This window comes from Pontibacterium sinense, from assembly GCF_015209595.1.
GTDB classification, from domain to species: domain Bacteria; phylum Pseudomonadota; class Gammaproteobacteria; order Pseudomonadales; family Balneatricaceae; genus Pontibacterium; species Pontibacterium sinense.
Window position 1 is genome coordinate 97218 of the sequence record NZ_JADEYS010000017.1, and the last position, 25524, is coordinate 122741.

Annotated in this window: 27 protein-coding genes; 12 read left to right on the top strand and 15 right to left on the bottom strand. The window is 52.5% G+C overall.

Going from position 1 to position 25524, the window contains the following annotated elements:
- Positions 1-10: 10 nt before the first annotated feature.
- From IOQ59_RS15835 to IOQ59_RS15850, 4 genes are read right to left on the bottom strand one after another with little or no spacing between them, the layout of a single operon-like run.
- Positions 11-475: an FKBP-type peptidyl-prolyl cis-trans isomerase gene (locus IOQ59_RS15835; protein ID WP_193954422.1), complete on the bottom strand. Its 465-nt coding sequence runs from the start codon at positions 473-475 to the stop codon at positions 11-13.
- The gene (locus IOQ59_RS15840) at positions 472-1161 is read right to left on the bottom strand and encodes an alpha/beta hydrolase (RefSeq protein WP_193954423.1); all 690 of its coding nucleotides are present in this window, start codon (positions 1159-1161) and stop codon (positions 472-474) included. Before IOQ59_RS15840 ends, IOQ59_RS15835 begins: the two co-directional genes overlap by 4 nt.
- Complete coding sequence (gene pdxH, locus IOQ59_RS15845; protein ID WP_193954424.1) at positions 1158-1799, bottom strand: pyridoxamine 5'-phosphate oxidase; 642 nt, start codon at positions 1797-1799, stop codon at positions 1158-1160. The genes IOQ59_RS15840 and pdxH overlap by 4 nt, the downstream gene beginning before the upstream one ends.
- A 43-nt stretch (positions 1800-1842) precedes the next feature.
- Positions 1843-2694, bottom strand: coding sequence for a fructosamine kinase family protein (locus IOQ59_RS15850; protein ID WP_193954425.1), 852 nt, complete (start codon positions 2692-2694; stop codon positions 1843-1845).
- Positions 2695-2727: 33 nt separating this feature from the next.
- Here IOQ59_RS15850 and IOQ59_RS15855 point away from each other — a divergent pair, with 33 nt between their 5' ends.
- A complete protein-coding gene (locus tag IOQ59_RS15855) occupies positions 2728-3417 on the top strand; it encodes a hypothetical protein (RefSeq protein ID WP_371871883.1) in 690 nt (229 codons plus the stop codon).
- 64 nt (positions 3418-3481) lie between these two features.
- Here the strand turns inward: IOQ59_RS15855 and IOQ59_RS15860 are convergent, their stop codons facing one another.
- The 3 genes from IOQ59_RS15860 to IOQ59_RS15870 form a co-directional block, all read right to left on the bottom strand.
- The gene (locus IOQ59_RS15860) at positions 3482-4132 is read right to left on the bottom strand and encodes a DUF2959 domain-containing protein (RefSeq protein ID WP_193954427.1); all 651 of its coding nucleotides are present in this window, start codon (positions 4130-4132) and stop codon (positions 3482-3484) included.
- Positions 4129-5142, bottom strand: coding sequence for a hypothetical protein (locus IOQ59_RS15865; RefSeq protein ID WP_193954428.1), 1014 nt, complete (start codon positions 5140-5142; stop codon positions 4129-4131). Before IOQ59_RS15865 ends, IOQ59_RS15860 begins: the two co-directional genes overlap by 4 nt.
- A gap of 306 nt (positions 5143-5448) precedes the next feature.
- A complete protein-coding gene (locus tag IOQ59_RS15870; RefSeq protein WP_193954429.1) occupies positions 5449-6297 on the bottom strand; it encodes an alpha/beta fold hydrolase in 849 nt (282 codons plus the stop codon).
- A 225-nt stretch (positions 6298-6522) separates the two neighbouring features.
- Between IOQ59_RS15870 and IOQ59_RS15875 the strand changes: the two genes are divergently transcribed.
- The gene (locus IOQ59_RS15875; RefSeq protein ID WP_193954430.1) at positions 6523-7803 is read left to right on the top strand and encodes an efflux RND transporter periplasmic adaptor subunit; all 1281 of its coding nucleotides are present in this window, start codon (positions 6523-6525) and stop codon (positions 7801-7803) included.
- Positions 7800-10952, top strand: a complete 3153-nt coding sequence (locus IOQ59_RS15880; protein ID WP_193954431.1) for an efflux RND transporter permease subunit — start codon at positions 7800-7802, stop codon at positions 10950-10952. Before IOQ59_RS15875 ends, IOQ59_RS15880 begins: the two co-directional genes overlap by 4 nt.
- An 85-nt stretch (positions 10953-11037) precedes the next feature.
- Here IOQ59_RS15880 and IOQ59_RS15885 read toward each other — a convergent pair whose 3' ends face one another.
- Positions 11038-11400, bottom strand: coding sequence for a PilZ domain-containing protein (locus IOQ59_RS15885; protein WP_193954432.1), 363 nt, complete (start codon positions 11398-11400; stop codon positions 11038-11040).
- A 288-nt stretch (positions 11401-11688) separates the two neighbouring features.
- On the opposite strand from IOQ59_RS15885, the gene dapC reads away from it, so the two are divergent.
- From dapC to IOQ59_RS15920, 7 genes are all read left to right on the top strand, one after another.
- Positions 11689-12885 (top strand): succinyldiaminopimelate transaminase, encoded by a 1197-nt coding sequence (dapC, locus tag IOQ59_RS15890; RefSeq protein WP_193954433.1) that lies wholly within the window; start codon positions 11689-11691, stop codon positions 12883-12885.
- 26 nt (positions 12886-12911) lie between these two features.
- On the top strand, positions 12912-13259 hold the full coding sequence (locus IOQ59_RS15895; protein ID WP_193954434.1) for an ArsC family reductase: 348 nt from the start codon (positions 12912-12914) through the stop codon (positions 13257-13259).
- 48 nt (positions 13260-13307) lie between these two features.
- Entirely contained in the window at positions 13308-14339 is a 1032-nt protein-coding gene (gene dapD, locus IOQ59_RS15900) for a 2,3,4,5-tetrahydropyridine-2,6-dicarboxylate N-succinyltransferase (protein WP_193954435.1), read from the top strand.
- Positions 14340-14464: 125 nt separating this feature from the next.
- On the top strand, positions 14465-15604 hold the full coding sequence (gene dapE / locus IOQ59_RS15905) for a succinyl-diaminopimelate desuccinylase (protein WP_193954436.1): 1140 nt from the start codon (positions 14465-14467) through the stop codon (positions 15602-15604).
- An 11-nt stretch (positions 15605-15615) separates the two neighbouring features.
- Positions 15616-16449 carry a putative RNA methyltransferase gene (locus tag IOQ59_RS15910; protein ID WP_193954437.1) on the top strand — a complete coding sequence of 278 codons (834 nt, stop codon included), beginning with the start codon at positions 15616-15618 and terminating at the stop codon, positions 16447-16449.
- Positions 16450-16476: 27 nt separating this feature from the next.
- On the top strand, positions 16477-16764 hold the full coding sequence (locus IOQ59_RS15915; protein WP_228050944.1) for a hypothetical protein: 288 nt from the start codon (positions 16477-16479) through the stop codon (positions 16762-16764).
- Positions 16757-17143 carry a hypothetical protein gene (locus tag IOQ59_RS15920; protein ID WP_193954438.1) on the top strand — a complete coding sequence of 129 codons (387 nt, stop codon included), beginning with the start codon at positions 16757-16759 and terminating at the stop codon, positions 17141-17143. Before IOQ59_RS15915 ends, IOQ59_RS15920 begins: the two co-directional genes overlap by 8 nt.
- A 107-nt stretch (positions 17144-17250) precedes the next feature.
- On the opposite strand, the gene IOQ59_RS15925 is transcribed toward IOQ59_RS15920, so the two are convergent.
- Positions 17251-17676 (bottom strand): hypothetical protein, encoded by a 426-nt coding sequence (locus IOQ59_RS15925; RefSeq protein WP_193954439.1) that lies wholly within the window; start codon positions 17674-17676, stop codon positions 17251-17253.
- A 142-nt stretch (positions 17677-17818) separates the two neighbouring features.
- Between IOQ59_RS15925 and greB the strand changes: the two genes are divergently transcribed.
- On the top strand, positions 17819-18337 hold the full coding sequence (gene greB, locus IOQ59_RS15930) for a transcription elongation factor GreB (RefSeq protein WP_193954440.1): 519 nt from the start codon (positions 17819-17821) through the stop codon (positions 18335-18337).
- 47 nt (positions 18338-18384) lie between these two features.
- Here the strand turns inward: greB and IOQ59_RS15935 are convergent, their stop codons facing one another.
- A complete protein-coding gene (locus IOQ59_RS15935; protein WP_228050957.1) occupies positions 18385-19239 on the bottom strand; it encodes a LysR family transcriptional regulator in 855 nt (284 codons plus the stop codon).
- Positions 19240-19454: 215 nt separating this feature from the next.
- On the opposite strand from IOQ59_RS15935, the gene IOQ59_RS15940 reads away from it, so the two are divergent.
- Positions 19455-20552: an alcohol dehydrogenase family protein gene (locus IOQ59_RS15940; RefSeq protein ID WP_228050945.1), complete on the top strand. Its 1098-nt coding sequence runs from the start codon at positions 19455-19457 to the stop codon at positions 20550-20552.
- Between the two features lie 43 nt (positions 20553-20595).
- On the opposite strand, the gene IOQ59_RS15945 is transcribed toward IOQ59_RS15940, so the two are convergent.
- From IOQ59_RS15945 to IOQ59_RS15965, 5 genes are all read right to left on the bottom strand, one after another.
- Entirely contained in the window at positions 20596-21063 is a 468-nt protein-coding gene (locus tag IOQ59_RS15945; RefSeq protein ID WP_228050946.1) for a c-type cytochrome, read from the bottom strand.
- A gap of 29 nt (positions 21064-21092) precedes the next feature.
- Positions 21093-21572 carry a DUF411 domain-containing protein gene (locus IOQ59_RS15950; protein ID WP_193954442.1) on the bottom strand — a complete coding sequence of 160 codons (480 nt, stop codon included), beginning with the start codon at positions 21570-21572 and terminating at the stop codon, positions 21093-21095.
- Positions 21573-21628: 56 nt separating this feature from the next.
- The gene (cueR, locus tag IOQ59_RS15955) at positions 21629-22042 is read right to left on the bottom strand and encodes a Cu(I)-responsive transcriptional regulator (RefSeq protein WP_193954443.1); all 414 of its coding nucleotides are present in this window, start codon (positions 22040-22042) and stop codon (positions 21629-21631) included.
- A gap of 77 nt (positions 22043-22119) precedes the next feature.
- Complete coding sequence (locus IOQ59_RS15960; RefSeq protein WP_193954444.1) at positions 22120-22458, bottom strand: hypothetical protein; 339 nt, start codon at positions 22456-22458, stop codon at positions 22120-22122.
- Between the two features lie 269 nt (positions 22459-22727).
- Positions 22728-25037 (bottom strand): heavy metal translocating P-type ATPase, encoded by a 2310-nt coding sequence (locus IOQ59_RS15965; RefSeq protein ID WP_193954445.1) that lies wholly within the window; start codon positions 25035-25037, stop codon positions 22728-22730.
- Between the last annotated feature and the right edge of the window lie 487 nt (positions 25038-25524).

Here is a 25524-nt window from a genome sequence, read left to right on the forward strand (position 1 = left end):
TATCGGCAGATTACAAACTAATACGACCCGCATCCAATTCATCAGCGGTCGCTTCACGTACATCGATCACTTCTACGTCAAACGTCAGTGCTTTACCTGCGTATGGGTGGTTACCATCAACGGCGACTTCTTCATCATTGAATTCAACAACCGTTACCAGTTGAAGTTCACCGTTTTCATCCTCAACCTGACAAGGTAAGCCAACTTTCAGCTCCATACCTTCAAACGCTGAACGGTTCAGGATCTCTACCAGATCTTCGTCACGCTCACCGTAACCCTCTGATGGCATCAACGTTACCGTAAACTTATCCCCAACCTCATGACCTTCCAATGCCTTTTCCAGCCCCGGCACGATGTTGTTATGGCCATGTAAATACGGCAAAGGTTCGCCACCACGCGATCCATCCAGTACTTTTTTCTTGCGATCGATCAGTGCGTAGTGAAAGGACACAACGCGGTCCTTGGTAATATTCATGCAAATGACTCCTTTAATTCTAAAACCTGTGTGATCCAGTGGCCCAGCTCGTTCAGCTCTTCGGGCGATACTTCGTGGGCTATCGGGTAGTTGTGCCATTCGGGTTCATAACCCTGCTGCTCAAGCTCCAACACCGCCTGCTCTCCCAGAGAATAGGGCACAACATCATCCATCACACCATGTGCCAGCCAGATCGGCAGCTTGGCATTTACCGCTGTTTTATCTTCGCGGATCTGCTGGCTCGTCGCGATATAGGTGGATAACACAACCAAACCGCCCAGACGCTGGGGATAACAAAGCGCAGTATGGTAGGCCACTGCTCCCCCCTGTGAGAAGCCGGCCAGAATAATCCGCTCGGGCTGTATTCCCCGTGCGATTTCACGGCTGATCAGCGCATTAACCTGCTCTACTGATACCATCAGGCTGTCTTCATCGATCTTACGTTCGATGTCAATCGACAGGATGTCGTACCAGGCAGGCATTGGCCAGCCGTTGTTGATGGTAACCGGGCGCACCGGCGCATGAGGGAATACAAAACGTATCTGCGCCTCTGCCGGTAAATTGAGAAACGGAACAGCAGGCACAAAATCATCACCACTGGCCCCTAAACCGTGCAGCCATATAACCGCTGCATCAGCTTCACCCTGAGGTTCAATAATCTCTGTTGGAAGCAGGTTATCTGTCATGGCTGTAACCGTTCAATGATCCATTGGTTATTTTCAAGGCGATAGATAAAGCGATCATGCAGACGATTTTCGCGTCCCTGCCAGAACTCAAAGCGGGTCGGTTTCAAAATATAACCACCCCATTCTTCTGGATGGGGAATGTCTCCGTCCGGATGGGCATCCTGCAACGCCTGCACCCGCGACTCCAGTGTTTCACGACTGTCCACAACCGCACTCTGACAAGAGGCCGCGGCACTCAGACGGCTACCAACAGGACGCTCGTTAAAGTATTTCTCACCCTGTTCAAGTGACAACTTTTCCACCGTACCCTGCACACGCACCTGACGTTCCAGACCGTACCAGTAGAACATCAGTTCCGCCTGAGGATTTTCCGCCAGCTCCTGACCTTTGCGGCTGCGGTAATCGGTATACCAGGCAAATCCCTGATCATCAAAATGCTTCAACAACACAATACGCGCCGATGGCATACCACTTTGGCTGGCTGTCGCCAGCGTCATTGATGTGGAGTCATCCGGCGAGACCTCTGTCGCCTTTTTCATCCACAGGGCAAACTGCTCTACCGGATTATCCTGCAATTCTTCGCGTTGCAGGGCTTTGGCCACATACTCGCGGCGCAAAGCGGTGTAATCGTTGCTCATCGTCTATCTCTTCATAACAGGTGTGGGTTCCGGCTCACACGATTTATGTGTAACGCCGGAGAATCGTCTCTACCTCATATTGGTAACTACGACCGAATAGGGAGAGATGGTTCAGTAAATGCCATAAATTGTAAAGCTCTATCCGGTCTCGCCAGTCAGGTAAAACCGATGTATTGGCTTCATATGCGTCATAAAAGTCTGGCTCAAACCCACCAAACAAACAGGTCATCGCCAACTCAGCTTCAGGCCATCCCTGATAAACCGACGGATCAATCAACACTGGCAATCCATCAGGCCCGGAGAGAACATTACCGGACCAGAGGTCACCGTGAAGCAGTGCAGGTGCTTGCTCGGGAATAAGGTCCGGCAGGCACTCACTGATGCGTTCAATCCGATTAAGATCACCCAGGGAAAGCAGAGCTTTATCCACACAGATTTCGCCCAGATACCGCAGACGGTGTTCAGCAAAGAAACGATACCCATCAGCACATTGAGTATTTGGCTGACGGGTCGCACCACACCAGGTGTCATGTGCATAACCAAATTGGGTCATCGGCTGACGATGCTGATAGGCCAGCCCCTCACCCAAACGATACATAAACTCAGGCTGACGACGACCGGCGGGAAGATACTCCATCAACAAACTTTGTTCGGAATACCAGTAAACATACGGAACCTTTAAACCTCCGGCCCGGCCTAGCGCTTCCAATCCGTCCGCTTCCGCAGCAAACTGAGGCGGCTCAGCATCTTTTTGCTGCTTTAAGAAATACTGCTGACCATCGCTCAGTGTTATGCAGAAGCATTGCGCTATGCAGCCACCACTCAGAGGGACCTCAGACAGAATACTGAGTGCTTTTGACTCAAGCCAAGCTTGTAAGGCATCGTCAGATAACATACAAAGGAACCTCAGCAACCCATGGATCTTCGTGTGAATATACGTATTGCTCTACTGATAATTGTGGCGCTTTTTGTCTCCGGATGCAGTCCTGATAACGTCCGCTCCTTTGATATCCGCAATCTTGCCAAGTCAGACATCGATATGGTTGCCGATAGCCACCGTCAGGAACTGAACAAACTGATCCGTCAATTGACGACCAAACTCTATAAACGTAACCCGCGGGAACTGTCTAAAACACCGCGTATGACGGTTGATCTGCGCGTGCAACAGATTCTGGCCCCACCACCCTCAGGCGGTTATCCCGAACTACAGGGACGTTCTGGAAATGATGCGATGCAACTGGCACTGACTGAAAGCTACCGTGGTGACCGGGTATTTGCCCTGATGGCAGGGATTCGCTCAATGATTGATGCCGCCTTTGGTTACAAGCAGGAATTTTTCCTGTTGGACGAACTCGACCAGCAAAAGCTCTACAACAGTGCCCGAAATCTGGAAACCGTAGCCTGGCAGCTGAACAACCGTAAGAACGCATCAGGACAGCCGTTACTGCTGGCTAACGGTATCTCCCGCGAGGGGATCACTAATCTCAGTTTTGAACGGGTGTTAGGTAAAATGATTGCCCTGCAAGATATGCTGGCAACGATCATCGCAGATACAACGGACCGTAACATTAAGAACGTTGTACATAAGGCCGCATCGCTGACCTTCCTGCCGATCTAAACGAAAAAGGCGCAGTTCATCCGCGCCTTTTAATCAACTCTCTGTTTGTCCGATCACGTTCCGCTTAACGGCTTTCCATCGACCGGATAAACGCATCGGACTCTTTAATCGCCAGCTGCATATCCCGCATCAGCAGATTGATCTCCTGACGCATTCCGCTGAATTCACCCTTCAACGCACCAATCGCACGGGCATTGAGGTTATGCTTGAGATACAGCACGTTGTCCTGCAACGAAGACAGGACCGGATCCATACGTTTCTCTGCGCGCTTCATACTGCGTAACAGTTCAGCGTAACGCTGACGGGTCTCACGTAACTTACGGGCACTCTGGTTGCGCAGATCCCGGCTGCTGTACTTCTCCAGCTCCTCGTTCCACTCTTCAAACAGATCCTCGGCAACAGTCTCGACTTTTTCGATGCGGTTACGTACATCAGAAGCCGCATCCACACTGTCGTCATACTCGGCTTTCAGCTCGTTGTAGACCTTATCAAGCTGACCACCATCAAACTGCACCACTGAACGAAACTGCTCCAGTGCATCCTGAAACTGTTCCTGCGCGTCGGCTTGTGAGTCGCGAGCATCCACAACCCGGTCCACCAGGATGTCCCGTTTATGTACCCCAACCTGCTCCATCGCTGAATAGTAAGCCGTTTGGCAACCAGTCAAAGCAACCAGCAGCACGCTGCCCAGCAAAGCACGAGATATCAGTTTCATGAGTGTCCTTCCGTTTCTTCCAGTGGTTTATTGATCTGGATATCAAAAATCTTATGGTTATCGTTCAAGAGCAGCGTCACATCTGCTCGTCCCGGCATCTCATCCAGCATATGGCGGGTCAGTCGTTCGTAATGCTGGATAAAACGTTTGATCTGCCCTTCGTCCATGATCCGCAGGTGGTCCGTGGGCTGCTGCGTATCGTAGATATATTTCACCCGCTCAGCCAGTTTCTTCTCCTGCAAAGAACGCCATTCAAAAACAGCATCCATGCTAGGTACTTTCAGCATCAGCAAGACGTCCATCATCTCGTACAGGTTTGCATACTCGGCCTGCAATTGAGCATTAACGTAACGGCGCCAAGCCGCGTCCTGGTCTTCATGCTGTTCCAGTTCATTGATTGCAGACGACAACGCGTCCTCGGTCTGTGGAGTTGCCCCCACACACCACCCCTCAAGCACAATCACATCGGCCGGACCAAACCATTCCTGCCACACTTCAGAGGAACAACGATCATCGATCGATTTATCAAACACCGGAATCTTCGTGACCCGGCTATCATCACCACTGCACAGGGATTCCAGAATATCGATCCCAAGCTGAACGTCATGTGTACCGGGCACACCCCGCGTGGCTAACAATGGGTGGATATCTTCACCCAACTGTTCGCGTTCAGCATGAGTGCGGTACAGATCATCAATGGAAAAACCCACAACCTTGAGGTCGAATCCTTCGGTCAGAATCACTTCCAGCAGGTTAAACAGGGTTGATTTACCAGCGCCTTGCGCCCCGTTAATCCCCACGACCAATGGTCCGGGTTGTAGCTGTTTACGACGCGCCAGCCACGCCCCCAACGGCACATAAATAGACTCAAACATCTCCACCAACCCGATATCCACTTTCAGGGATTCGAGGGTGGAGGCAAACGCCTTTTCAACCGCATCAACGGCATAACGGCGCTCTTTATAACTGAGACAAAGCTGCTCTTCAGGCCAGTGGGTTAATACACTCATCGATACCTCTACAACACGTTATTATTATAATGTTTAGCCTTAGGGAACCTGCGAACAAGTCCGAAACACCTCTGGCATTCAGAGCAATTCGAGATCAAGGCAACGGTTACAGCCATGCTGGTTGCCTGGCGAAAACCGTTAACACAGAGATCGGGGTGCTCTGAATGCCCCGTCGGGCGGTAGCTAAAACAGTTTTCTGCTTTGTCAGGAAGCTTGGAAAGGACCAGCCATTCCGCTGCGCTTCCTTTCGCGCATTAAGCTGTTTTAGCTACCGCAGAGAAAGTCTCGGACTTATTCGCAGGTTCCTTAGCGCTGATGTCGGCGCAACCAGTCTTGCACCCAGTGGATCTGATCATCTTCCATCAAAGACGGCGCATGCCCAATACCTGGCAGGCTTAATAGCTCCATCTCAGGTCGTTGTGCCTGCATCTGCCGCACCGTATCGGCGCTGAGGATATCTGATTCCTCGCCCCAGATCAGCGCCTGGTGACAATTCACAGCCTGCCAGAAGAGTGAAAGATCGATGTCATTCGCGGCATTGGCTGCCGTGGCGGTCGCGATGGCCGGATCATAATGAATCGCCAGCTGTCCGTCGTCCAATTCCCGCACTCCATGCCTGGCCAGATGAGCCCACTGCTGATCACTGATATTTTTCAGGGCGGTGTAGTTCGTACGCATGAACTGTTCGACCTCTTGCATGGAGGCAAAACGTTTATCGCCCAGATATCCACTGATGCGCTGTAATGCACTGCTGGGGATAAAACTACCCACATCATTGATAATCAGACTGTGGATAGGTGAATTTGGCATCGCCGCCAGACACATCCCGATAATGCCACCCATGGATGTGCCCAACCAATCGACTTTATCAACGTTCAGGCGCGCTAACAGCGTAGTCATATCACTCAGATACTGAGGGATGCCGTACTCCGCGCCTGCCGGTAACCAATCAGATGTACCACGCCCCACCACATCCGGACAAATAACACGGTAGTCCCGCGCCAGTACTTTGGCGATATCATCAAAATCACGGCTATTGCGCGCCAGGCCATGTACGCACACCAGCACCCGATCATTTTCGGCGCTGCCCCACTGACGGTAAACCATGCGGTGAAAACCCTGCCCATTCAGGCAGAGCACTGAATCCGTATGCATTGATTGCCTCCCTGCGTGGCACAGAAGGTTCCTGTGTACGCCGTAGATGATTGAACTAAATAAGAAAGTGGTTCGTACTGGTTCATACTGTAAGGAATCTAAAGTATCACGCGGTTAAGAATTGTAAAGTTGGCTGGTAGCAACATGAATATCCGCTAATATAGGGCGACGGTTAATGTTATAAGGCCCGCACCCCATGCGGACATACAGGGATATACTGAATCTATGACGCAGGCTCTTCAGTCGGGGCAACAACGCACCCGTTCATCCACGTTTTTGAAATGGCTGCTGCCACTGTTGTTTATCGCCATGGCAGTCGCTGTTTTCATGTATATGCGCGCAACCAAACCGCAGGCGCCTTCGCGCCCGGTTGCTGAAAAGATCTGGGCCGTCAGCGTCACACCAGCCAGTCTCGAAGCGCATCAGCCTGAACTGGTCCTGTATGGCAAAGTGGAAACGCCACGCATGAGTACGCTGTCTGCAGCGGTGACAGCCTATGTACAAACCGCCCCCACCGATGCCGGACGCACCTTTAGCGCCGACGAAACCCTGCTGCAACTGGACGACCGCGACATTCGCCTGCTGGTTGCCCAGCGTGAAGCCGACCTGCGTAATGCTGAAGCCCAGCTATCAGCCGAGAATGTGCGCTATAACGCGGATCTGAAAGCACTTAAGATCGAAAAGAACCTACTGGCACTGAGCAAGCAGAGTGTCAGCCGAATCGAAAACCTCAACAAACGGAACCTGACCAGTCAGGAGCAGCTCGACAACGCCCGTCGCAGCGCTCAGCAACAAGCGTTATCTCTGAATACCCGCCAGCAGGCGATCAATGATCACCCCAACCGCCTGAAACAGATCACCGCCAGTATTACCCGCACACAAGCGCTCTACGACACCGCATTGCTGGATCTGGAGCGCACCCGTATCAGCACGGCATTTGATGGACGGATCGCTCAACTGCATGTAGCACCGGGTGACCGGGTACGCAGCGGTGATCCACTCTTGACTGTTTACGGCCTTGACCGGCTTGAAGTACGCGCACAGGTGCCTTCCCGCATACTGCCGCTGATTCGTAATGCACTGAATGACCAGGGCACGATCAGCGCCAGCAGTCAGCTGGATGGACAAGCATTAGCGCTACAACTGGATCGTATGGCCGGTGAGGTCAACAGTGGCCGTGCCGGGGTAGATGCTTTTTTCCGGATCGAGTCCAGCAACCCGCTGCCGGAACCCGGCCGATCCGTGGCGATTGACCTGAAATTGCCCGTGCAGCAAAACGTTGTCGCGCTGCCACCGCAGGCCCTGTACGGCACCAACCGTATCTACCGGATTGTCGATGATCGACTGGAAGCCATCGACGTAGAACGTGTGGGCGACATCACCACCGACAGCGGTAAAACCCGCATTCTGGTGCGCAGTGCCGATCTGCAACAAGGTGACAGCGTTGTTACGACCCAGCTACCGAACGCAATCTCGGGTCTGAAAGTACGTGAGGCCGGAAAATGAAAACCTATCAGGGACCGCTGCAAAATCTGACAGCGGTTTTTGCTTCACACCGGGTAGCCGCCAATTTGCTCATGGTGCTGATGATTCTCGCCGGCATCTGGGGCATCAAGAAGCTTAATACCCAGTTCTTTCCCAACTTTGAATTGGATATCATCACTATTCAGGTGACATGGAGTGGCGCAGCCGCTGAAGATATCGAGCGCTCGATCATCCTGCCGATTGAGGAAGAGCTAAAATCCCTGCCCGATATCGATACCTACTACTCAACCGCCAATCAGAGCATTGCCTCAATCCGTCTGGAAGTGAAAGAGGATGCGGACAGCGACTTCCTGCTCGATGAAGTGAAGCAGAAGATCGACAGCATTGAGCAAGACCTGCCCGGAGATGCCGAACGTCCACTGGTACAGAAGATCATCCGTTACGAAAATGTCGCCAGTCTGCTGGTGTCAGGCGATAACGTCACCCTGGACGAATTGCGGCCGATGGTGCGTGACTTTGAACACCAGCTGCTTCAGGTGGGACTGAGTAAGATTGAATTCACCGGTCTGCCTGATCAGGAGATCGCTATTCAGGTGCCATCACACCAACTGCATGAGCTGGATATGACCCTGAACAATGTGGCCACCAGCATCCAGCAACGCAGTATCGACCTGCCGGCAGGCACCGCCGCCAAGGGAGATGGTTCACGTCAGATTCGTAGTTTGAGCCAGCAACGTGACGTTGAAGGCTTCCGCCAGCTGCCCCTGTTTACTGACGAGAGTGGTCGTCTGATCCGCTTGGGCGATGTCGCCGATATTGACCTGCGCCCCAAAGACAAACAGATCGAGCTGTTCTATCAGGGCTCACCCGCGGTACTGGTACGCGTACGCCGTACCGAAAACGAAGACACCCTGAAAACCGCTAAAGTCCTCAACGACTGGCTGGAAAAAACGCAACCCCTGCTGCCACCCAACATAAAAATTATCGCCTTTGACGAACGCTGGCAGCCGGTAAAAGAACGTATCAACCTATTGCTGAAAAACGGTTTGGGTGGTCTGGCGCTGGTCATCTGTATCCTTTTCCTGTTCCTCAACGCCCGTGTCGCCGCGTGGGTTACCGTGGGGATACCGATCTCCTTCCTCGCCACACTGGCGGTGCTGTATGTCATCGGCGGCTCGATTAATATGATCAGCCTGTTTGGTTTGATTATGGCCCTGGGGATCATTGTGGATGATGCGATTGTGGTCGGCGAAGACACCCTCACCCACTTGAAGATGGGGGAACCGGGCCTACAGGCATCGATTGGTGGTGCCCACCGGATGCTGGCGCCCGTCATGGCCTCGTCCATGACGACCATTGCCGCCTTCCTGCCCTTGCTGCTGCTCGAAGGACGCATTGGTAATATCCTGATCGATATTCCCACGATCATTATCTGCGTGATTGTGGCCTCGCTGATCGAATGTTTTCTGATCCTGCCTGGGCATCTGCATCACAGCCTGCACAAAGCCTCGGATCTGCATCCGTCCAAACTGCGTCTTAAACTGGATGCCGGTTTTGAACACTTCCGCGATAAGATCTTCCGCCCCATTGTGACGTGGGCGCTAGAATTTCGCTGGGCCACCATTTTCGGTGCATTCGCTATCTTCCTAGTCGCAATAGCGCTGGTTGCAGGTGGCCGTATCAAGTTTAACTTTTTCCCAGCCGTTGAACGGGAAAGTATTACCGCCAACGTGCAGTTTGCTGCCGGTACCGATCGCGCCAGTGTGTCGGGCTTTCTGAATCATCTGGATACAACGTTGTGGGAAACCGACGCAGAGCTGGACGAAAATGTAGTTAAAGTCGCCTTTATTCAGGAACGACAGGCCGATTTTAGCCGCACCAGCGTGAACTCGTTTAAAGGCGATGAATTCGGTGCCCTGAAGATCGAGGTGTATTCCGCCGACAGTCGTGTCACCACCAATAAACAATTGATTGCCGCATGGCGGGAACGTATTCAGCTGCCACCGGGGATCGAAAAATTCTCTATCGATCAGGCACGCTCAGGGCCGTCCGGCAAACCGATTGAGGTCAAACTGACCGGCCCCAACATGGACAACCTGAAAGCCGCATCACTGGAGCTGCAAGATGTTCTGAAAAGCTACAATGGCTTATCTAACGTGGATGACGATCTGCCATTTGGTAAGTCTCAGCTGATCTATGAACTCACCCCTGCGGGTAAAGCCGCAGGACTGACGCTACAAGCGGTGGGTCGCCAGTTACGCGCCTCATTTGATGGTATTGAAGTACAAAGCTTCTATACCGGTCAGGAAGAGGTCGAGGTCCGGGTCGTACTACCGAATGCCGAACGTGACCGCTTACGCGCAGTGGAACAGCTACCGATCATCCTGCCGAATGGCGGTACCACCTTGCTGGCGAACGTTGTGCAGTTCCGTGCCAAACAAGGCCTGGATACCCTGCAGCGCGTAGACGGTCAGCTGGCACTCAATGTCACGGCGGATCTGGATGAGGCCGCGGCCAATGCCAACGAGATTATTGCCTCACTCAAAGCTAAAGAGCTGGACACCATTACCAGCCGGTACGGTATTCAGGCCTCCTTCGAAGGCGCTAACAAGCGTGAACGCCGTACCATGGCCGACATGCAGATGGGCGTATTCCTGGCACTGACACTGATCTTTATCATTCTGGCCTGGGTATTCGCATCCTACACCTGGCCGATTGCAATCATGCTCGCGATTCCGCTGGGTCTGACCGGCGCTATTCTCGGACATGGCTTGCTGGGTATTGATCTGACTATTCTGTCGCTGTTTGGCTTCTTTGGACTCTCAGGCATCGTAATTAATGACTCTATCGTCCTGATCACCTTTTATAAGAAGCTGCGTAGTGATGGTATGGAAGTACGCGAAGCGGTGATTGAAGCGGCCTGTCAGCGTCTGCGAGCTGTACTGCTGACCTCACTGACGACCATTGCAGGTCTGACACCGATCCTGTTCGAAACCTCATTGCAGGCCCAATTCCTGATCCCGATGGCGGTATCCATTGTATTTGGTCTGGCCTACGGCACGGTACTGATTCTGCTGTTCGTACCGTCGATGCTAACGGTGATCGAAGGGGGGCGGGCCATGCTTGGGCGTAAACCGGAAGTGTCGTTGAATCTGGATCAGCAGACATAAACCGCTGCAAAACTGGGCAAATAGGGAGCGTTCAAGGCTCTCTATTTGCGGTATATGATCAAATGCGAGGAATGGAATTCGCGAGTTACAACACCCGCGTCAGTGTATAGTCGTCGAGTGTTTGACGAATCAAGTTGCTGGACTGCTCATCCATACTGAGTGCTTTAAATCCCATCTGATACAGGTCCTGCCGTTTTCGTACTGTATGGATCAATCGACAGTGACTGCGTACCGGTAACGCCTGTAATCCGAAATAAATATCCACCTCTATCGGAAATGCGGGTTTATGTGCCTGAACAGCGTGGAACATCTGGTCACTTCCCTCGACCAACATCCCGCCCACACTGAGATTAAGTATTATCACATCTACCGACACGTCCTCCGATAAAATCATCTCGGCGGGCAATTTGGTCGGCATACGTGGATGCATGCGAAGTTCTGAGTGCATCTGTGACTCCTTTTCTGCTCATCACTCAGGATAGCAAAGCGATGATTGAGTGGCCGTTCAGACCGCCAAAATCAGCGCAAATACTGATCTGATCAGCCAATCTGTAGGGTCTCAAACTGTAAGTTGTAAAATCCCAACCCTTTTAGTCGGATTTGCACTTAATCGCCGCGCCACAATTCTGTATAATTCCCGGCCTTATTGTGCGCAGAAAACCTGCACTCCGGAGCACGCTCTGGCATTTACGTGCCGAAAGCAGCGCCCCATCATTCAGGTGTATTAGGACATTCGATGAACAAAGATCTCAGCCTCCTGCAGCCTTACCCGTTTGAAAAACTGACCGCGCTGAAAGCGCAGGTTACGCCACCCTCTGATCTGGAACACATTGCGTTTTCCATCGGTGAGCCAAAACACCCTGCCCCTGAGTTTGTGGCAGAGTGTCTGAACGACAATATGGCCCGCCTCTCCAACTACCCAACTACCAAGGGTCTGCCGGAGTTGCGCAAGTCGATTGCTGATTGGTGTGAGCGCCGCTTCAAACTGCAGGACGGTTCTGTTGATCCTGAAGCCAACGTACTGCCGGTGAATGGTACCCGTGAGGCGATCTTTGCCTTCACTCAAGCTGCCGTGAACCGTAGCGATGACGCCTTGGTGATCTCACCGAATCCGTTCTACCAGATCTACGAAGGTGCCGCATATCTGGCCGGTGCCAAACCGTTCTACCTGAACTGTCTGGCAGAAAACGGCTTCATCCCGGATTTTGATGCGGTATCTGAAGACGCATGGCAGCGCTGCCAGCTGTTGTTCCTGTGTTCACCAAGCAACCCAACGGGTGCGGTGACTGATCTGGAAACACTGCAGAAGCTGATCAAACTGTCTGACAAGTACGACTTCATCGTCGCATCAGACGAGTGTTACTCCGAAATCTATCTGGACGAAGCACAGCCACCGGTTGGTCTACTCCAGGCATGTGCCGACATGGGCCGTCACGACTACAAAAACTGCGTAGTGATGCATAGCCTGTCCAAGCGCTCCAACCTACCGGGTCTGCGCTCAGGTTTTATCGCCGGTGATGCCGCACTGCTGGGACCTTTCCTGCAGTACCGCACGTACCACGGCTGCTCTATGCCGGTTCAGCATCAGCTGGCTTCGATTGCGGCGTGGAATGACGAAGACCACGTGTTGGAAAACCGTGATCAGTATCGCCGTAAGTTCGATGCTGTGGTCGAGATTCTGTCTCCGGTGATGGATGTACAGAAACCGGATGCGAGCTTCTACCTGTGGGCGAAAACACCCATCGACGATGACAAATTCGCACAAGGTCTGTTCGAGCAGCAGAACCTGACGGTACTGCCGGGTCGCTATCTGTCCCGTGAAACCGACGGTGTACTGCCGGGTGCCGGTTACGTCCGTATGGCGCTGGTTGCCACGCTGGAAGAGTGTATCGAAGGTGCTCACCGTATCCGTAAATACGTAGAGTCGCTGTAAGCGCCGTCAGATCAGAGTAAAGTCATATGATTACGATGTACGGCATTAAGAACTGCGACACCATCAAAAAGGCCCGTAAATGGCTGGAAGCTGAAGGCATTGAGCATCAGTTTCACGATTATCGCAAAGACGGTCTGGACGCAGATCAGCTGAAAAGCTGGGTGAGCGAACTCGGTTGGGAAGTGCTGCTGAACAAGCGCGGTACCACCTGGCGAAAACTGCCAGACGATGTAAAGAACAACGTTGATGAGGCCTCTGCGATTGAGGTCATGCTGGAGAACCCAGCCATCATCAAGCGTCCGTTGCTGGATACCGGCAACGTACGCACGGTCGGTTTTAAGGATGCTGATTACGCATCCCTGCTGGGTCAATAAACACCCACAACGTATCAAATTCAAATTACAGGTTATTGGAGTCACAACATGGCAAATTTCGCATTCGGTCTGGGTGTAGGTACTAAATCTTCTGCGGGCGACCTGCTGGAGGTGTACTACAACGCTCCGCTGCTGAACGCTGACGATGCAATGATTGCAGCTGTTGCAGAAAAAGTCGGTTACACCGGCGGCAACGCAGCGATCGAAATTAAAGAATCTCAGCTGAAAGCACTGGAAGCGGCTTTTCTGTCCGTCGGTGCTGAAGATCAGGCTGAGATCGTTGAGATCCTGGAAGGTACCACACAGGCGCTGTTCGTTACCATTCTGGAAACCGACGCTGAACCGGCAACCACCGCTGAGGTTTACCTGAAGCTGGCTCTGCTGTCTCACCGTCTGGTACAGCCACACGGTCTGAGCCTGGCGGGTATGTTTGGCTTGCTGCCAAACGTTGCCTGGACCTCTGAAGGCGCGGTTTCCATGGACGACCTGTCTAAACGCCAGCTGGCGGCTCGTGCTCAGGGTCGTATGCTGCACGTTTACTCTGTTGATAAGTTCCCACAGATGACTAACTACGTGGTACCTGAAGGTATCCGCGTGGGTGATGCATCCCGTATCCGTCTGGGCGCACACGTAGGCGAAGGCACAACAGTCATGCACGAAGGTTTCATCAACTTCAACGCGGGCACCATGGGCGTAAGCATGGTTGAAGGTCGTATCTCTGCCGGTGTTGTGGTAGGTAACGGTTCTGACATCGGTGGTGGTGCATCCACTATGGGTACACTGTCCGGTGGTAACAACGTTGTGATCTCTGTTGGCGAAAACTGCCTGCTGGGCGCAAACGCAGGTCTGGGTCTGCCACTGGGCGATCGCTGCACACTGGAAGCAGGTCTGTACGTGACCGGCGGCTCTAAAGTCACTGTTCTGGACGATCAGAACAACGAAGTCGGTGTTGTTAAAGCGGGCGAACTGGCGGGTAAAACTGACCTGTTGTTCCGTCGCAACTCCCAGAACGGTCGCATCGAAGTGAAAACCAACAAGTCTGCGATCGAACTGAACGAAGAGCTGCACAAGCACAACTAAGCCCTGTCGCTTACATGCACTTCGGATAACCCGCGTTGTAGCGATACAGGGCGGGTTATTCTTTATACTCTGAAGCACATTCCTAACAGTTTCTTAGCTGCCATCTCACTACAGGATCCGTTCACATGGCCCAACTCTCCCCTACGATTGAACTTGCACAGGACCTGATCTCTCGCCGATCCGTCACACCGGAAGACGCCGGATGCCAGGACCTGATGATCTCCCGTCTGGAGAAAATGGGCTTTAAGATCGAGCGCCTGCAGTTTGAAGAGGTGAGCAACTTCTGGGCACGTCGTGGTACTGACGGCCCGCTGTTCTGCTTTGCCGGACATACCGATGTCGTACCGTCAGGCCCGGAAGATCGCTGGACCTATCCACCGTTTGAACCCACCATACACGAAGGCATGTTGCACGGCCGTGGCGCAGCGGATATGAAAGGTGGTATCGCCGCTTTTATGACCGGACTGGAACGTTTTATCGATCACCACCCGGACCACAAAGGCTCCATCGCCTTGCTGATCACCTCCGACGAGGAAGGCCCGTTTATTAACGGCACTACACGGGTGATCGATCATCTGGAAGCTCGTAACGAAAAGATCGATTACTGCATCGTGGGCGAACCGTCCAGCACCAAACACGTGGGCGATGTGATCAAGAACGGTCGTCGTGGTTCCCTGTCCGGTTCTCTGGTCGTACGTGGCAAGCAAGGTCACGTGGCTTATCCACATCTGGTGCGCAACCCAATCCATCTGGTGGCACCGGCACTGGCCGAGTTATCCACCGAGGTCTGGGATGAAGGCAACGATTTCTTCCCGCCGACCAGCTTCCAGATCTCCAACATCCACTCGGGCACGGGTGCCACCAACGTGGTTCCGGGGCATATCGATGTGGCATTTAACTTCCGTTTCTCCACCGAAGTCACCGCGGACGAGCTGAAAGTACGGGTGCGCGATATTCTGGATAAACACGGACTGGAGTGGGATATCGACTGGGTTCTGTCCGGCAACCCGTTCCTGACCGCAGCGGGCAGTCTGGTTGAATCCTGCCAGCAGGCGATCAAAGCCATCACCGGTATTGAGACTGAACTGTCCACCTCCGGTGGCACATCCGACGGTCGTTTTATCGCACCAACCGGCGCTCAGGTGGTTGAGCTGGGTCCGATCAACGCAACCATCCATCAGGTAGACGAACGCGTGAGTGTGAAAGATCTGGATACCCTATCCGATCTTTACGAAAACATTCTGGCCCGCCTGCTAACTGAATGAGCAACGATTCGATGACTGCACTGCTCACATGCCCGGTTTGCCAATCTGATCTGTCGCGGCAGGATAAAAACCTCTGCTGCGCACAGGGGCACAGCTTTGACCGCGCCAAACAAGGTTACTGGAACTTGTTACTGTCGCATAAGAAGAAGTCCAAAGATCCGGGTGACAATGCCGGCATGGTGCAGTCTCGTCGCGCCTTTCTCGATCAGGGGCATTACGCCCAGCTATCCGATCAGGTCAATCAGCTGATACTGGCGAATCTGCCTGCAGATACTGCTCAGATCCTGGACATGGGCTGCGGTGAAGGGTTTTACACCGCCGCACTGGAACAGGCATTAATCAACGCCGGTCGGCAGGATCAACTGATCGGTCTAGATATCTCGAAACACGCGGTAAAAGCTGCCTGTACACGCAGTAAAGGCATCGAGTGGTTAGTAGCCTCCGGGGCTAACATTCCGGTGCCTGAAAGCAATCTGGACGTACTGACCGTTCTGTTCAGCCGCCTGATGCCCGAGGCTTTTGCCAAGCCGTTGAAACAGGATGGACTCCTGCTATTGGCCTGGACCGGCGAGCAGCACCTGATTGAGCTACGTGAGCTGATCTATGACGAAGTGCGTCCATCGGGTTACGATCCGGTCAAGCAACTGGAACCCTTATTCGAGCTGCAAAGTATCACCGATGTAAACTACGGTTTTGCGCTGCACGACAACCCGAGTATTCAGACGTTGTTAGGGATGACGCCCCACAGCCAGCGTATGGCTCAGGCTAAGCGCGAACAGTTTGCCCAGCTAGAGCAGCTGAACCTGACCTTAGATGTTAAACTGGGACTCTTTCGTCGCCGATAAGCACCGATAACCGTCAAGAACCTGTAGATGAAAACGCAACCTATGCACCCGATCAAGCGCTGGCTCTTTCGCCGCGCAGACAACTACCAGCAAAACCTGAAACTGCTGATCAGCGGTTTTGGTCTCTTTGCGCTGGGTGCGATACTGATTGCAACATCCGAATTTCTGTTACGCAGCTCACTACTGCAGGAAAGCCTGGCCCTGCTGGGTCTGGTCATAGCAGGTACCGGTATCATTCTCGCGGCGTTTGGCTATATTTGCCTAAGCGTCCTTCGCCTTTTTAGAATTCTGAGTACACAGCAAACCGATGACTGATCAACGCCATCCCGATATTGAGATCTACATAAAAAATCGCTCACTGGAAGAGATCGAGCACTGGCTGCGCCAGCGTTTTGATGTGCTCAATATCGATTTCACCCAAGGCACGGTCCATGAATACAAAGCTGGATTGGCAGATGCCACCATTCCCGTGATGATTCACGAAAAAGTGGTGGGGAAAGCCTGGACCAGCGTGTGGTTTAAGTCTGATAAGACACTCTGGGCAACCGATCTGGACTGTGCCGCGCGAGCAGCTTCCGATCTGGATACTCAGATCCGTTGTATCGCGAGCGGCTGGGCCGATGGCGATGAACCGGATGAATGGTGGAAAGTAGAAAACGGCGAGCAGGAAAAGATTCAGTGGCGCACCAGCTAACGAAATCTCTGCACTAAAAGTGGTCTGTGGCCACTTTTAGTCGCGTAAGCAGTGTATGCCCGAAGTATTCAGCATCAAAAGTGGATGCAGTATCGTGTTCACTGACCTTAAGCGGTCTGACTGATCTGCTGCTGCGAGGTCGCAATTTCACTCAACATTGCACCACCGGAAATCAGACCCATCTTCGCCAGTGAATCATTCACCCGCCGACTCTGACTTGGCACCAACGCTTCCGTTTCAATATAGCTGTTGATATACGCAAACTCACCACGCTGATGTTTGTTCACTGACAGATTCAATCGCTCCGTCACATCCGCATCATAAAGGTCATTTGGGTTGGGGTATTGCAGATCGGTTTCAGGCAGTTCAAAGCCTTCCCCGCGTATGGCCGGACGCCCAGAGGATGGCATCTCCTGATTGGCAGCGATCAGGCTAAGCAACATGGAAAACTGGGCACCGCTACCACTCTGTACCGCTTGGGTCAGATTCGAGGTATATGTTTCTATACGGGCCTGAATTTTCTCTGTTTGCATCTCACCGGGCTGCATTAAGCAGAAATCAATTTGCTGTCCCATTCTTATCGGCGACAGGCTAAAATTCTTTATCTAATTATTTAACGATTCGTTCAATCTTACGTCTGCTTCCGCGCAAACGTAACTGACTGTCAGGATGTGTATGGGCCGCTGGCGACCACCCCAACCAAAGAAGTCCAAGTATATCACTGCGGAAGGCTATAAACGCCTGAACGATGAGCTGAAATATCTGTGGAAAGTAAAGCGCCCCGAAATCACTCAATCGGTCTCAGAAGCGGCGGCTCAAGGCGACCGTTCGGAAAACGCCGAGTATATCTACGGTAAAAAGCAGCTGCGCGAAATCGACCGCCGGGTACGTTACCTATCGAAGCGTTTGGACGATATGACGGTTGTGGACCGGATCCCGGAGAACCAGGACAAGGTATTCTTTGGTGCCTGGGTCACCATCGAAGATGAGGAAGAAACCCGCCACCGTTATCGCATTGTCGGACCCGATGAAATTGAGCCCGGCAGTGACTACATCAGCATGGACTCACCGCTGGCGAAGCAGTTGCTGAAAAAAGAGATCGGCGACGAGATATGGCTACACAAACCCAACGGAGAAGACATTTGGTACGAGATCGTTGCCGTTGAATATCAGGCGTACGATACCGATCCCTGATCCCTATGATCTTTGCTGTCGCCTGAATTTTTCAGACGGATATTAGATTATTGCTGTTGTTTATCAGAGGCTTGTCGAAAACAATCAGATACTCGGTTCAGCGTCGAGGCTTCAATCTCGGGACGATGGATCATATTGATCTTCAGTAAACGATGACTGCCCAACACCCCACTGGGCAGCTGCCTCACACTATGCGTGGACAACAACGATTCAGGCAACAACGAGATTGCAAAGCCTTCCTCTACGGCAGTCGCAATGTTCTCTAGTATCGGGCTGGAAAATACAATGCGATAGGGAATGGAGGCTTTTCTGAGCGCATCCAGAAGCAGGTCCCGGACAATACAGTTGTCTTCATACACCGCGACCGGCAGCACGGATTGCTCTTCCAAATTCGCGCAGGTGGGTGCAGACCAGATGAGACGTTCACTCCAAAGCAATGTTTCATCAGATGCGTTGAGCTCATCCGCCACAATAGCCACATCGAGTTTGCCTTCTTCTATTTGCTGACGCAGATTGCGACTGCGGGCACAGACAATTTTCGCATCCAAATTCGGGAGCTCCTGCGCTAACACAGGCATAAAAAAACGTAGAAAGTGCTGTGCATAATCCGTTGGGATACCAAAACTCAGCTGACCCGAGACATCTTTTCCACTCAGTGCTGATAAAGCCGCACTGTTCAGCGAGATCATATCCTCGCTATAGCGCAGCAAGGTTTCACCGGCTTCTGTCAGGCGAATTCCGCGATTCCCCCGCTCCATCAACTGGTTGCCGGTCAGCTCCTCCAGGCGCTTCATCTGCATGCTGACAGCCCCTTGCGAACGGTGCACTTTTTGCGCGGCCTTTTTTAACTCACCCGTGCGCGAGACCATGACAAAAGTGCGCAGTAACTCCAGATCCAGCATCTGCTCCACAATGACCTCCAACTTACTACCATTACATTCAGTTCAATAAATCTGAACTATCAATTAACAACTATTCGTTTGTCTAAACTCTACGCGTTTTTTAAGGTATCAGGCAAGCTCGGTGGCAACCTGAGAAGCAACAAAAGCGACAGGAAGACCCTGGCGTGACCTAATATGAACAATGCGCCCTGCGCCTTAAAACAGTGAAAATGGCTATGAATAACTCAAGCACGACTAACCTGATGTGTGGCGTTGTCCTGACCGGACACGGTGGTCTGGACAAACTCGAATACAAGACAGACCTCCCCATTCCCTCCCCCAGCAGTCAGGAGGTACTGATCCGCGTAGGTGCCAGTGCCGTTAATAACACCGACATCAACACCCGCATCGGCTGGTATTCCAAAAGCGTGACCAGCGAAACCAATACCGGTGCATCTGCAGGTTTCGACTCAGCCAATGATGATGACGCCAGCTGGTCCGGTGTCCCGTTAACGTTCCCGCGCATTCAGGGTGCTGACTGCTGTGGCGAAATTATCGCAGTCGGCAGCGGTGTTAATCCCAACCGTATTGGTGAACGGGTACTCGTACGTGCATTACAAAGTCCATTAACCGGAGACGCCGATTTTGGCTGTATTACCTACGGCTCTGAATGCGATGGAGGATTCAGCCAATACGCGACCGTGCGTGATGACGAAGCCTTTACCGTTGAAAGCCCACTCACTGATGCCGAACTCGCCTCTTTCCCGTGTGCATATTCTACCGCCGAGAATATGATCGACCGGGTCAATGTCCGTGCCGGTGAAACCGTTGTGATCACCGGCGCATCCGGCGGTGTAGGCTCAGCGGCTATCCAATTGGTCAAACGACGTCAGGCAAACGTCATCGCCATTTGCAGCTCAGATAAGAGGGATCAGATTAAGGCCATTGGCGCCGATCAGGTTATCAGCCGCGGTACCTCTCTGATCGATACGCTTGGCGCGGACTCGGTGGATGTTGTTATTGATCTGGTGGCAGGCCCCCAATGGCCTGAATTGCCGGATATTCTGCGTCGCGGCGGCCGCTACACCGTAGCTGGAGCGATTGCGGGCCCTATCGTCGATATGGATGTCAGAACACTGTATCTGAAGGATCTGAGTTTCTTTGGCTGCACTTATCAGCCCCGTCACGTGTTCGAGAATTTAATCAAATATATTGAGCACGGTGAGATTAACCCCTTGGTATCTAAAACGTTTGCACTAAAAGATATAGGCGTTGCACAGCGGACTTTCATGGAGAAGAAATTTATCGGCAAGTTGGTACTGCTACCAAAATGATAACAGGCAGGCGCAACCTGCAAAGTTGCGCCTGATCAAAGGACTACTTCAATCCTCCGCGACTGATCCAGGCCTGATAAATCTGATCAGGCCAATGACTCTGAAAATAAGCGATCACAGCCTCCTGATCCGCCTCATCCAGAGTGCCGCCAAACCCCGGCATCGAACCACCTAACCCTTGCCCGCCGTTCTGCACGGTAAGTTTTAGCCCTTTGAGTGGATGATGCCAGGCATGAGCCGTGCCATTTAATGGGGGTGGCGGGTATTTTCCGTTGGCCAAGGGTGTACGCCAATCTTGAGTTCCTTGCGCAGCGGCACCATGGCAACCGGCGCAGTAAACCTGAAAGAGCGCCTGCCCCTCAGTCACTTGTGACGGCGTATACCAACGACCGGCAACCGTTGGTTCAGCTTCTCCGCAGGCCGTCAGAACCGAAGAAATCAATACAACGCCGATCCAACCCCATTTTCGCTGGCGCACTATCCCCATCGGGTCACCCTTAAGGTGCAACATACAAACCTCTCTATAGGCTTCGCCGAAGCTCAGTAATCGCTATAGCTCTGATAAACCTCAACCTGATTTTCCGTGTTCACCGAATATACCTTGAACGGTTGTTTGGCCGCCCCCGGCATATCCATCCCCGGACCACCCGATGGCATACCCGGTACGGTTAACAGGCGTACATTGCTCCTCTGGCTCAACAACCGTTTTATATCTTGCGCAGGGACATGACCCTCGATCACTTTGCCATTCACCTCAGCGGTGTGACAGGAAGCCCCTTGTGGCGGGACCCCCAAACGCTGCTTATGCGGATTCACATCGGCGACCACTACGTCTTTCACAGTAAAGTTGTGATCCTTCAGGTGTGAAATCCAGCCCTTACAACACCCGCAGCTTTCACTGCGATAAACGGTAATCTCATACCGATCATCCGACTTTCCTTCCAACCAAACAGGGTCCCCAGCCATCGCATTCAGGGCAGGAAATACCGACAACAACACCGCTATAAGTAATTTCTTCATAACAATCTCCACAATATTCACATCGGTGCATACAGGATCAAGCCCGCGTGACACACTCATAAATTGATTTTTTTATCCGAACCGTCACTATTTAGAGCATCCAGGATAGGGCACTCAGCGCTATCATCCCCTCGACATTGATCCGACAGGGCCAGTAACTGATCTCGCATTTGCGTTAACTGCAGCAGCTGTAGGTCAATCTGCTCAACATGATCCAACACCCGCGCTTTCACCTCAGCACTGCGCCGCTGCGGATTGTGCAGGAGCTCTAATAGTTCCCGGCTCTGCTCCAGCGAGAAGCCCAGATCACGTGCACGTTTAATAAAACGAAGCTGCTCCAACTGACGCTCGCTATACACTCGATAGCCGTTATCGGCACGATTCGCAGCCCCTATAATCCCTTGCTGCTCGTAGAAACGGATGGTTTTACTGCTCAAGCCTGACAGCTTCGCCGCTTGTGAGATGTTCACGCGCTGCGCTCCTCAGTTGAAAAGTGTTTAGATTCGATAGGACTTTTGATCAGCATCAGCCGTGACAAAGCCGATGATCAGATTTGGGCGATAGCCCGTGGAGGGTGCTCAATCAGCACACTGCGATGATACGCGTAGATTTTTATACTTCGTATAGAAACCGCGGTCACCGGAGGAAGGAAAAGAAAACCATCTGCGGGCAAGAACAATACACTGCAGCCTGAGCAACCATGCTCCACGGTACACTGCATATCGTCACACGCCTCAGACATCGCGCCACATGCCTCTTCACACTCCATATGCTGCATTGTTGCAGCACCTGATTCCGTCACCGGTTCCGACCCTACGGCATAGCCCAGCTGTCCCCAACAAAGGAGCAGCGTCAGTACCAGTAGAATCGGTTTGGACAGTTTCATAGGGTCAGATAGAGCTTGTGAAAAGGCATGAATAATTGATGTCAGAATTACCCAAATTCACTTAAAAATCAAATACCAGTGGTGCCGTTATTTTTACTCAAAATACCGGTTGGCCTTCCCGATAATGAGCGCTTAAAACGGTACGTGGTATCACTTATTTATACGCGCAGTTTCAGATCAGCACTCAATGCTGATCCGGTGTATATAGCCAGAACCACCATACGATCAGCGCAATCACCACCAGTCCTAACAGATTTATCCACATCATCTTAAGCCCCTCGGGATTCTCTCTGCCCCAGTTTTAGTAAGCGCAGACGATTAGCATTAGTCACAACAGTCACCGATGAGCAGGCCATTGCCGCACCCGCGATGACTGGATTGAGCAGCAATCCAGTCAACGGATAGAGTATCCCTGCAGCAATAGGGATACCTGCCACGTTATAGATAAATGCACCAAACAGGTTTTGCCTGATGTTTTTCAACGTTGCACGACTGACCGTAACAGCATCCGCCAAACCATGCAGTGATGCCCGCATCAGGGTGATATCGGCACTTTCGATGGCCACGTCAGTACCACTGCCAATGGCAAAGCCAACATCGGCCTGCGCCAGTGCAGGTGCATCATTGATACCATCACCGGTCATGCCTACAATTTCGCCTTGCTGCTGCAGCGCCTTGACCTTGCTCGCTTTGTCCTGCGGCAGTACCTCGGCAAAGAACTCATCCACACCGACCTGAGCGGCCACCGCTTTAGCCGTGTTGTGATTATCTCCGGTCAACATCACCACACGCATCCCTTCGGACTGCAATCGGGCAATGGCCGCACGAGAATCTTCACGCACCGGGTCGGAGATCCCGATAATCGCCGCCAACTGGTTATCCAACGCGACGTACACAGGGGTTTTCGCCTCAGCAGCCATGCGATTGACCACGGTGTGTGCGGCTTGTGTTGTCACTTCATGGGCGTCCATCATCGCCACATTCCCCAACAACACCTGAGTGCCTGCTATCTGCCCCTGAACACCTTTACCGGCCGTGGCATGAAAATCACTCGCCGCCTCTATCGGACAATTATGTGCCCGCGCCGCCTCCAGTACCGCATTTGCCAACGGGTGTTCAGATCCCGCTTCGAGGCCCGCCGCGCTGGTCAGTACCTCTACGTCAGAAAAACCATTGAGCGTATAGATTTCAGTGACCTGAGGCTGACCGGCAGTGATCGTGCCGGTTTTATCCAACACCATGGTGGTGATCTTCGATGCAGTCTGCAACGCTTCACCATTCCGAATCAGCACACCCGCTTCTGCCGCTTTACCTACCCCTACAATGACCGACATGGGCGTTGCCAACCCGAGTGCACAGGGGCAGGCAATAATCAGTACTGTGGTCGCTGATACCAGCGCCAGTGCAATCGCCGGTTCTGGTCCGAAATTCAACCAGACCAACGCGGTAATAACAGCAACAATCATAATCGTTGGTACAAAATACGCGGAGATTTGATCGGCCAGACGACTGATCGGCAGTTTGGCATTCTGCGCCTGCTTCACCATACCGATAATTTGCGACAAGGTTGTCTGCTGGCCGACCCGCGTCGCCTTTAACAGAACCGATCCGGTTTTATTCAGCGTACCGGCAACCATCTCATCATCGGTAGATTTTTCCACCGGGATCGGCTCGCCCGTCAGCATCGATTCATCCACTGCAGTGTGACCGTCCAGTACCACACCATCAACGGGCACTTTCTCACCCGGACGAATACGTACATGGTCTCCCTGTTGCACGTCATCGATATCCACGTCGACTTCTTCACCCTCTCGCACAATCCGTGCCTTGCGGGTTTGCAGGCCGATCAAACGCTTAATGGCTTCTGACGTCCGGCCACGTGCCCTTAATTCCAGCGCCAATCCAAGATTGATCAGACCAATGATCATCGCGGTCGCTTCGAAATATACATGTCGGGCTAACTCTGGCAGCAGATCAGGTGCCAACACCACCGCCATGGAATATAACCACGCCGTCCCCGTACCGAGTGCGATCAAGGTATCCATATTGGCACTGTGGTTACGGACCGACTTCCACGCCCCGATATAAAAATGACGACCGGGAAACAACATCACCAGCAACGTGACCAATCCCACCACTAACCAGCCAAGCTGCGATGCACCTGCGGACACTTTCATCTCCCCGCCCAGCACACCATAGAGCATCAGGGGTACACCAACCCCGAGAGCAATCACGACATTGCCTAGCAGCTGCTTATAGCGCCGCTGCTCCGCCTGCTCTTTTTCGACCAGCAGTTCCGCTTCAGCTTCACCGGAGGTCAGCTTGGCATGATAACCCGCATTTTCGACCGCATTGATCAGCGTATCCGCACTGGCACGCCCCTCAACGCTGACCGTGCGCTGACCGAAGTTCATCACCGCCGACTCAACCCCTTCAACGGCATTAAGCGCCTTTTCAATTTTGCCCACACAACTGGCACAGCCTGCGCCCTCAATCAGCAACTCCTGCTGATTCGAAAGAGATGTGTCAGAGGCCAGGGCCTGACTATCGGTTGATAGGAACTGCTGTACTGAAGCCATCCGCTTCACCTCCACGGATCAATATCATCAACGTTGCGTTATTAGGATGTTTCGCTGGACGCAGCGCGATACGAAAAACGTAAATCTACTGGAAACATAGCCTAGACCTTCCAGCAACGGTAAGGTCAAGCACAATAAGGGTGATCAGGCGCAGGAGATTTAGGGGTAAGAGGGAAGAATGACAAATTTCAGGCATAAAAAAACCGCCAAGCGGCGGAGTTTTTAATGGTGGGTCGTATAGGATTGTGGCGCGCTTTGCGCTTACCCTGCGCCTAAAGGCTTGGGCCGTTGTCGTAAACGCCAACGTGGTCTCGCCAGTATGACTGGCTCGGCTCGAACCTTGACGGTTCTCATCTCTATACTCTCACCTTAAAAAAGGCATAAAAAAACCGCCAAGTGGCGGAGTTTTTAATGGTGGGTCGTATAGGATTCGAACCTATGACCAATTGGTTAAAAGCCAACTGCTCTACCAACTGAGCTAACGACC

Bases quoted from the DNA above. Each gene is read 5' to 3' on its own strand.
- dapC (WP_193954433.1), top strand. From the start codon at position 11,689: ATGAACAAAGATCTCAGCCTCCTGCAGCCTTACCCGTTTGAAAAACTG.
- IOQ59_RS15910 (WP_193954437.1), top strand. From the start codon at position 15,616: ATGACTGCACTGCTCACATGCCCGGTTTGCCAATCTGATCTGTCGCGG.
- IOQ59_RS15920 (WP_193954438.1), top strand. From the start codon at position 16,757: ATGACTGATCAACGCCATCCCGATATTGAGATCTACATAAAAAATCGC.
- IOQ59_RS15860 (WP_193954427.1), bottom strand. From the start codon at position 4,132: ATGAAACTGATATCTCGTGCTTTGCTGGGCAGCGTGCTGCTGGTTGCT.
- IOQ59_RS15950 (WP_193954442.1), bottom strand. From the start codon at position 21,572: ATGAAGAAATTACTTATAGCGGTGTTGTTGTCGGTATTTCCTGCCCTG.
- IOQ59_RS15840 (WP_193954423.1), bottom strand. From the start codon at position 1,161: ATGACAGATAACCTGCTTCCAACAGAGATTATTGAACCTCAGGGTGAA.
- IOQ59_RS15935 (WP_228050957.1), bottom strand. From the start codon at position 19,239: ATGCTGGATCTGGAGTTACTGCGCACTTTTGTCATGGTCTCGCGCACG.
- dapE (WP_193954436.1), top strand. From the start codon at position 14,465: ATGGCCCAACTCTCCCCTACGATTGAACTTGCACAGGACCTGATCTCT.
- IOQ59_RS15885 (WP_193954432.1), bottom strand. From the start codon at position 11,400: ATGCACTCAGAACTTCGCATGCATCCACGTATGCCGACCAAATTGCCC.
- IOQ59_RS15875 (WP_193954430.1), top strand. From the start codon at position 6,523: ATGACGCAGGCTCTTCAGTCGGGGCAACAACGCACCCGTTCATCCACG.
- IOQ59_RS15940 (WP_228050945.1), top strand. From the start codon at position 19,455: ATGAATAACTCAAGCACGACTAACCTGATGTGTGGCGTTGTCCTGACC.
- IOQ59_RS15965 (WP_193954445.1), bottom strand. From the start codon at position 25,037: ATGGCTTCAGTACAGCAGTTCCTATCAACCGATAGTCAGGCCCTGGCC.
- IOQ59_RS15960 (WP_193954444.1), bottom strand. From the start codon at position 22,458: ATGAAACTGTCCAAACCGATTCTACTGGTACTGACGCTGCTCCTTTGT.
- IOQ59_RS15850 (WP_193954425.1), bottom strand. From the start codon at position 2,694: ATGTTATCTGACGATGCCTTACAAGCTTGGCTTGAGTCAAAAGCACTC.
- greB (WP_193954440.1), top strand. From the start codon at position 17,819: ATGGGCCGCTGGCGACCACCCCAACCAAAGAAGTCCAAGTATATCACT.
- dapD (WP_193954435.1), top strand. From the start codon at position 13,308: ATGGCAAATTTCGCATTCGGTCTGGGTGTAGGTACTAAATCTTCTGCG.
- IOQ59_RS15925 (WP_193954439.1), bottom strand. From the start codon at position 17,676: ATGCAAACAGAGAAAATTCAGGCCCGTATAGAAACATATACCTCGAAT.
- IOQ59_RS15895 (WP_193954434.1), top strand. From the start codon at position 12,912: ATGATTACGATGTACGGCATTAAGAACTGCGACACCATCAAAAAGGCC.
- IOQ59_RS15870 (WP_193954429.1), bottom strand. From the start codon at position 6,297: ATGCATACGGATTCAGTGCTCTGCCTGAATGGGCAGGGTTTTCACCGC.
- IOQ59_RS15915 (WP_228050944.1), top strand. From the start codon at position 16,477: ATGAAAACGCAACCTATGCACCCGATCAAGCGCTGGCTCTTTCGCCGC.
- pdxH (WP_193954424.1), bottom strand. From the start codon at position 1,799: ATGAGCAACGATTACACCGCTTTGCGCCGCGAGTATGTGGCCAAAGCC.
- IOQ59_RS15835 (WP_193954422.1), bottom strand. From the start codon at position 475: ATGAATATTACCAAGGACCGCGTTGTGTCCTTTCACTACGCACTGATC.
- IOQ59_RS15865 (WP_193954428.1), bottom strand. From the start codon at position 5,142: ATGAGTGTATTAACCCACTGGCCTGAAGAGCAGCTTTGTCTCAGTTAT.
- IOQ59_RS15880 (WP_193954431.1), top strand. From the start codon at position 7,800: ATGAAAACCTATCAGGGACCGCTGCAAAATCTGACAGCGGTTTTTGCT.
- IOQ59_RS15945 (WP_228050946.1), bottom strand. From the start codon at position 21,063: ATGTTGCACCTTAAGGGTGACCCGATGGGGATAGTGCGCCAGCGAAAA.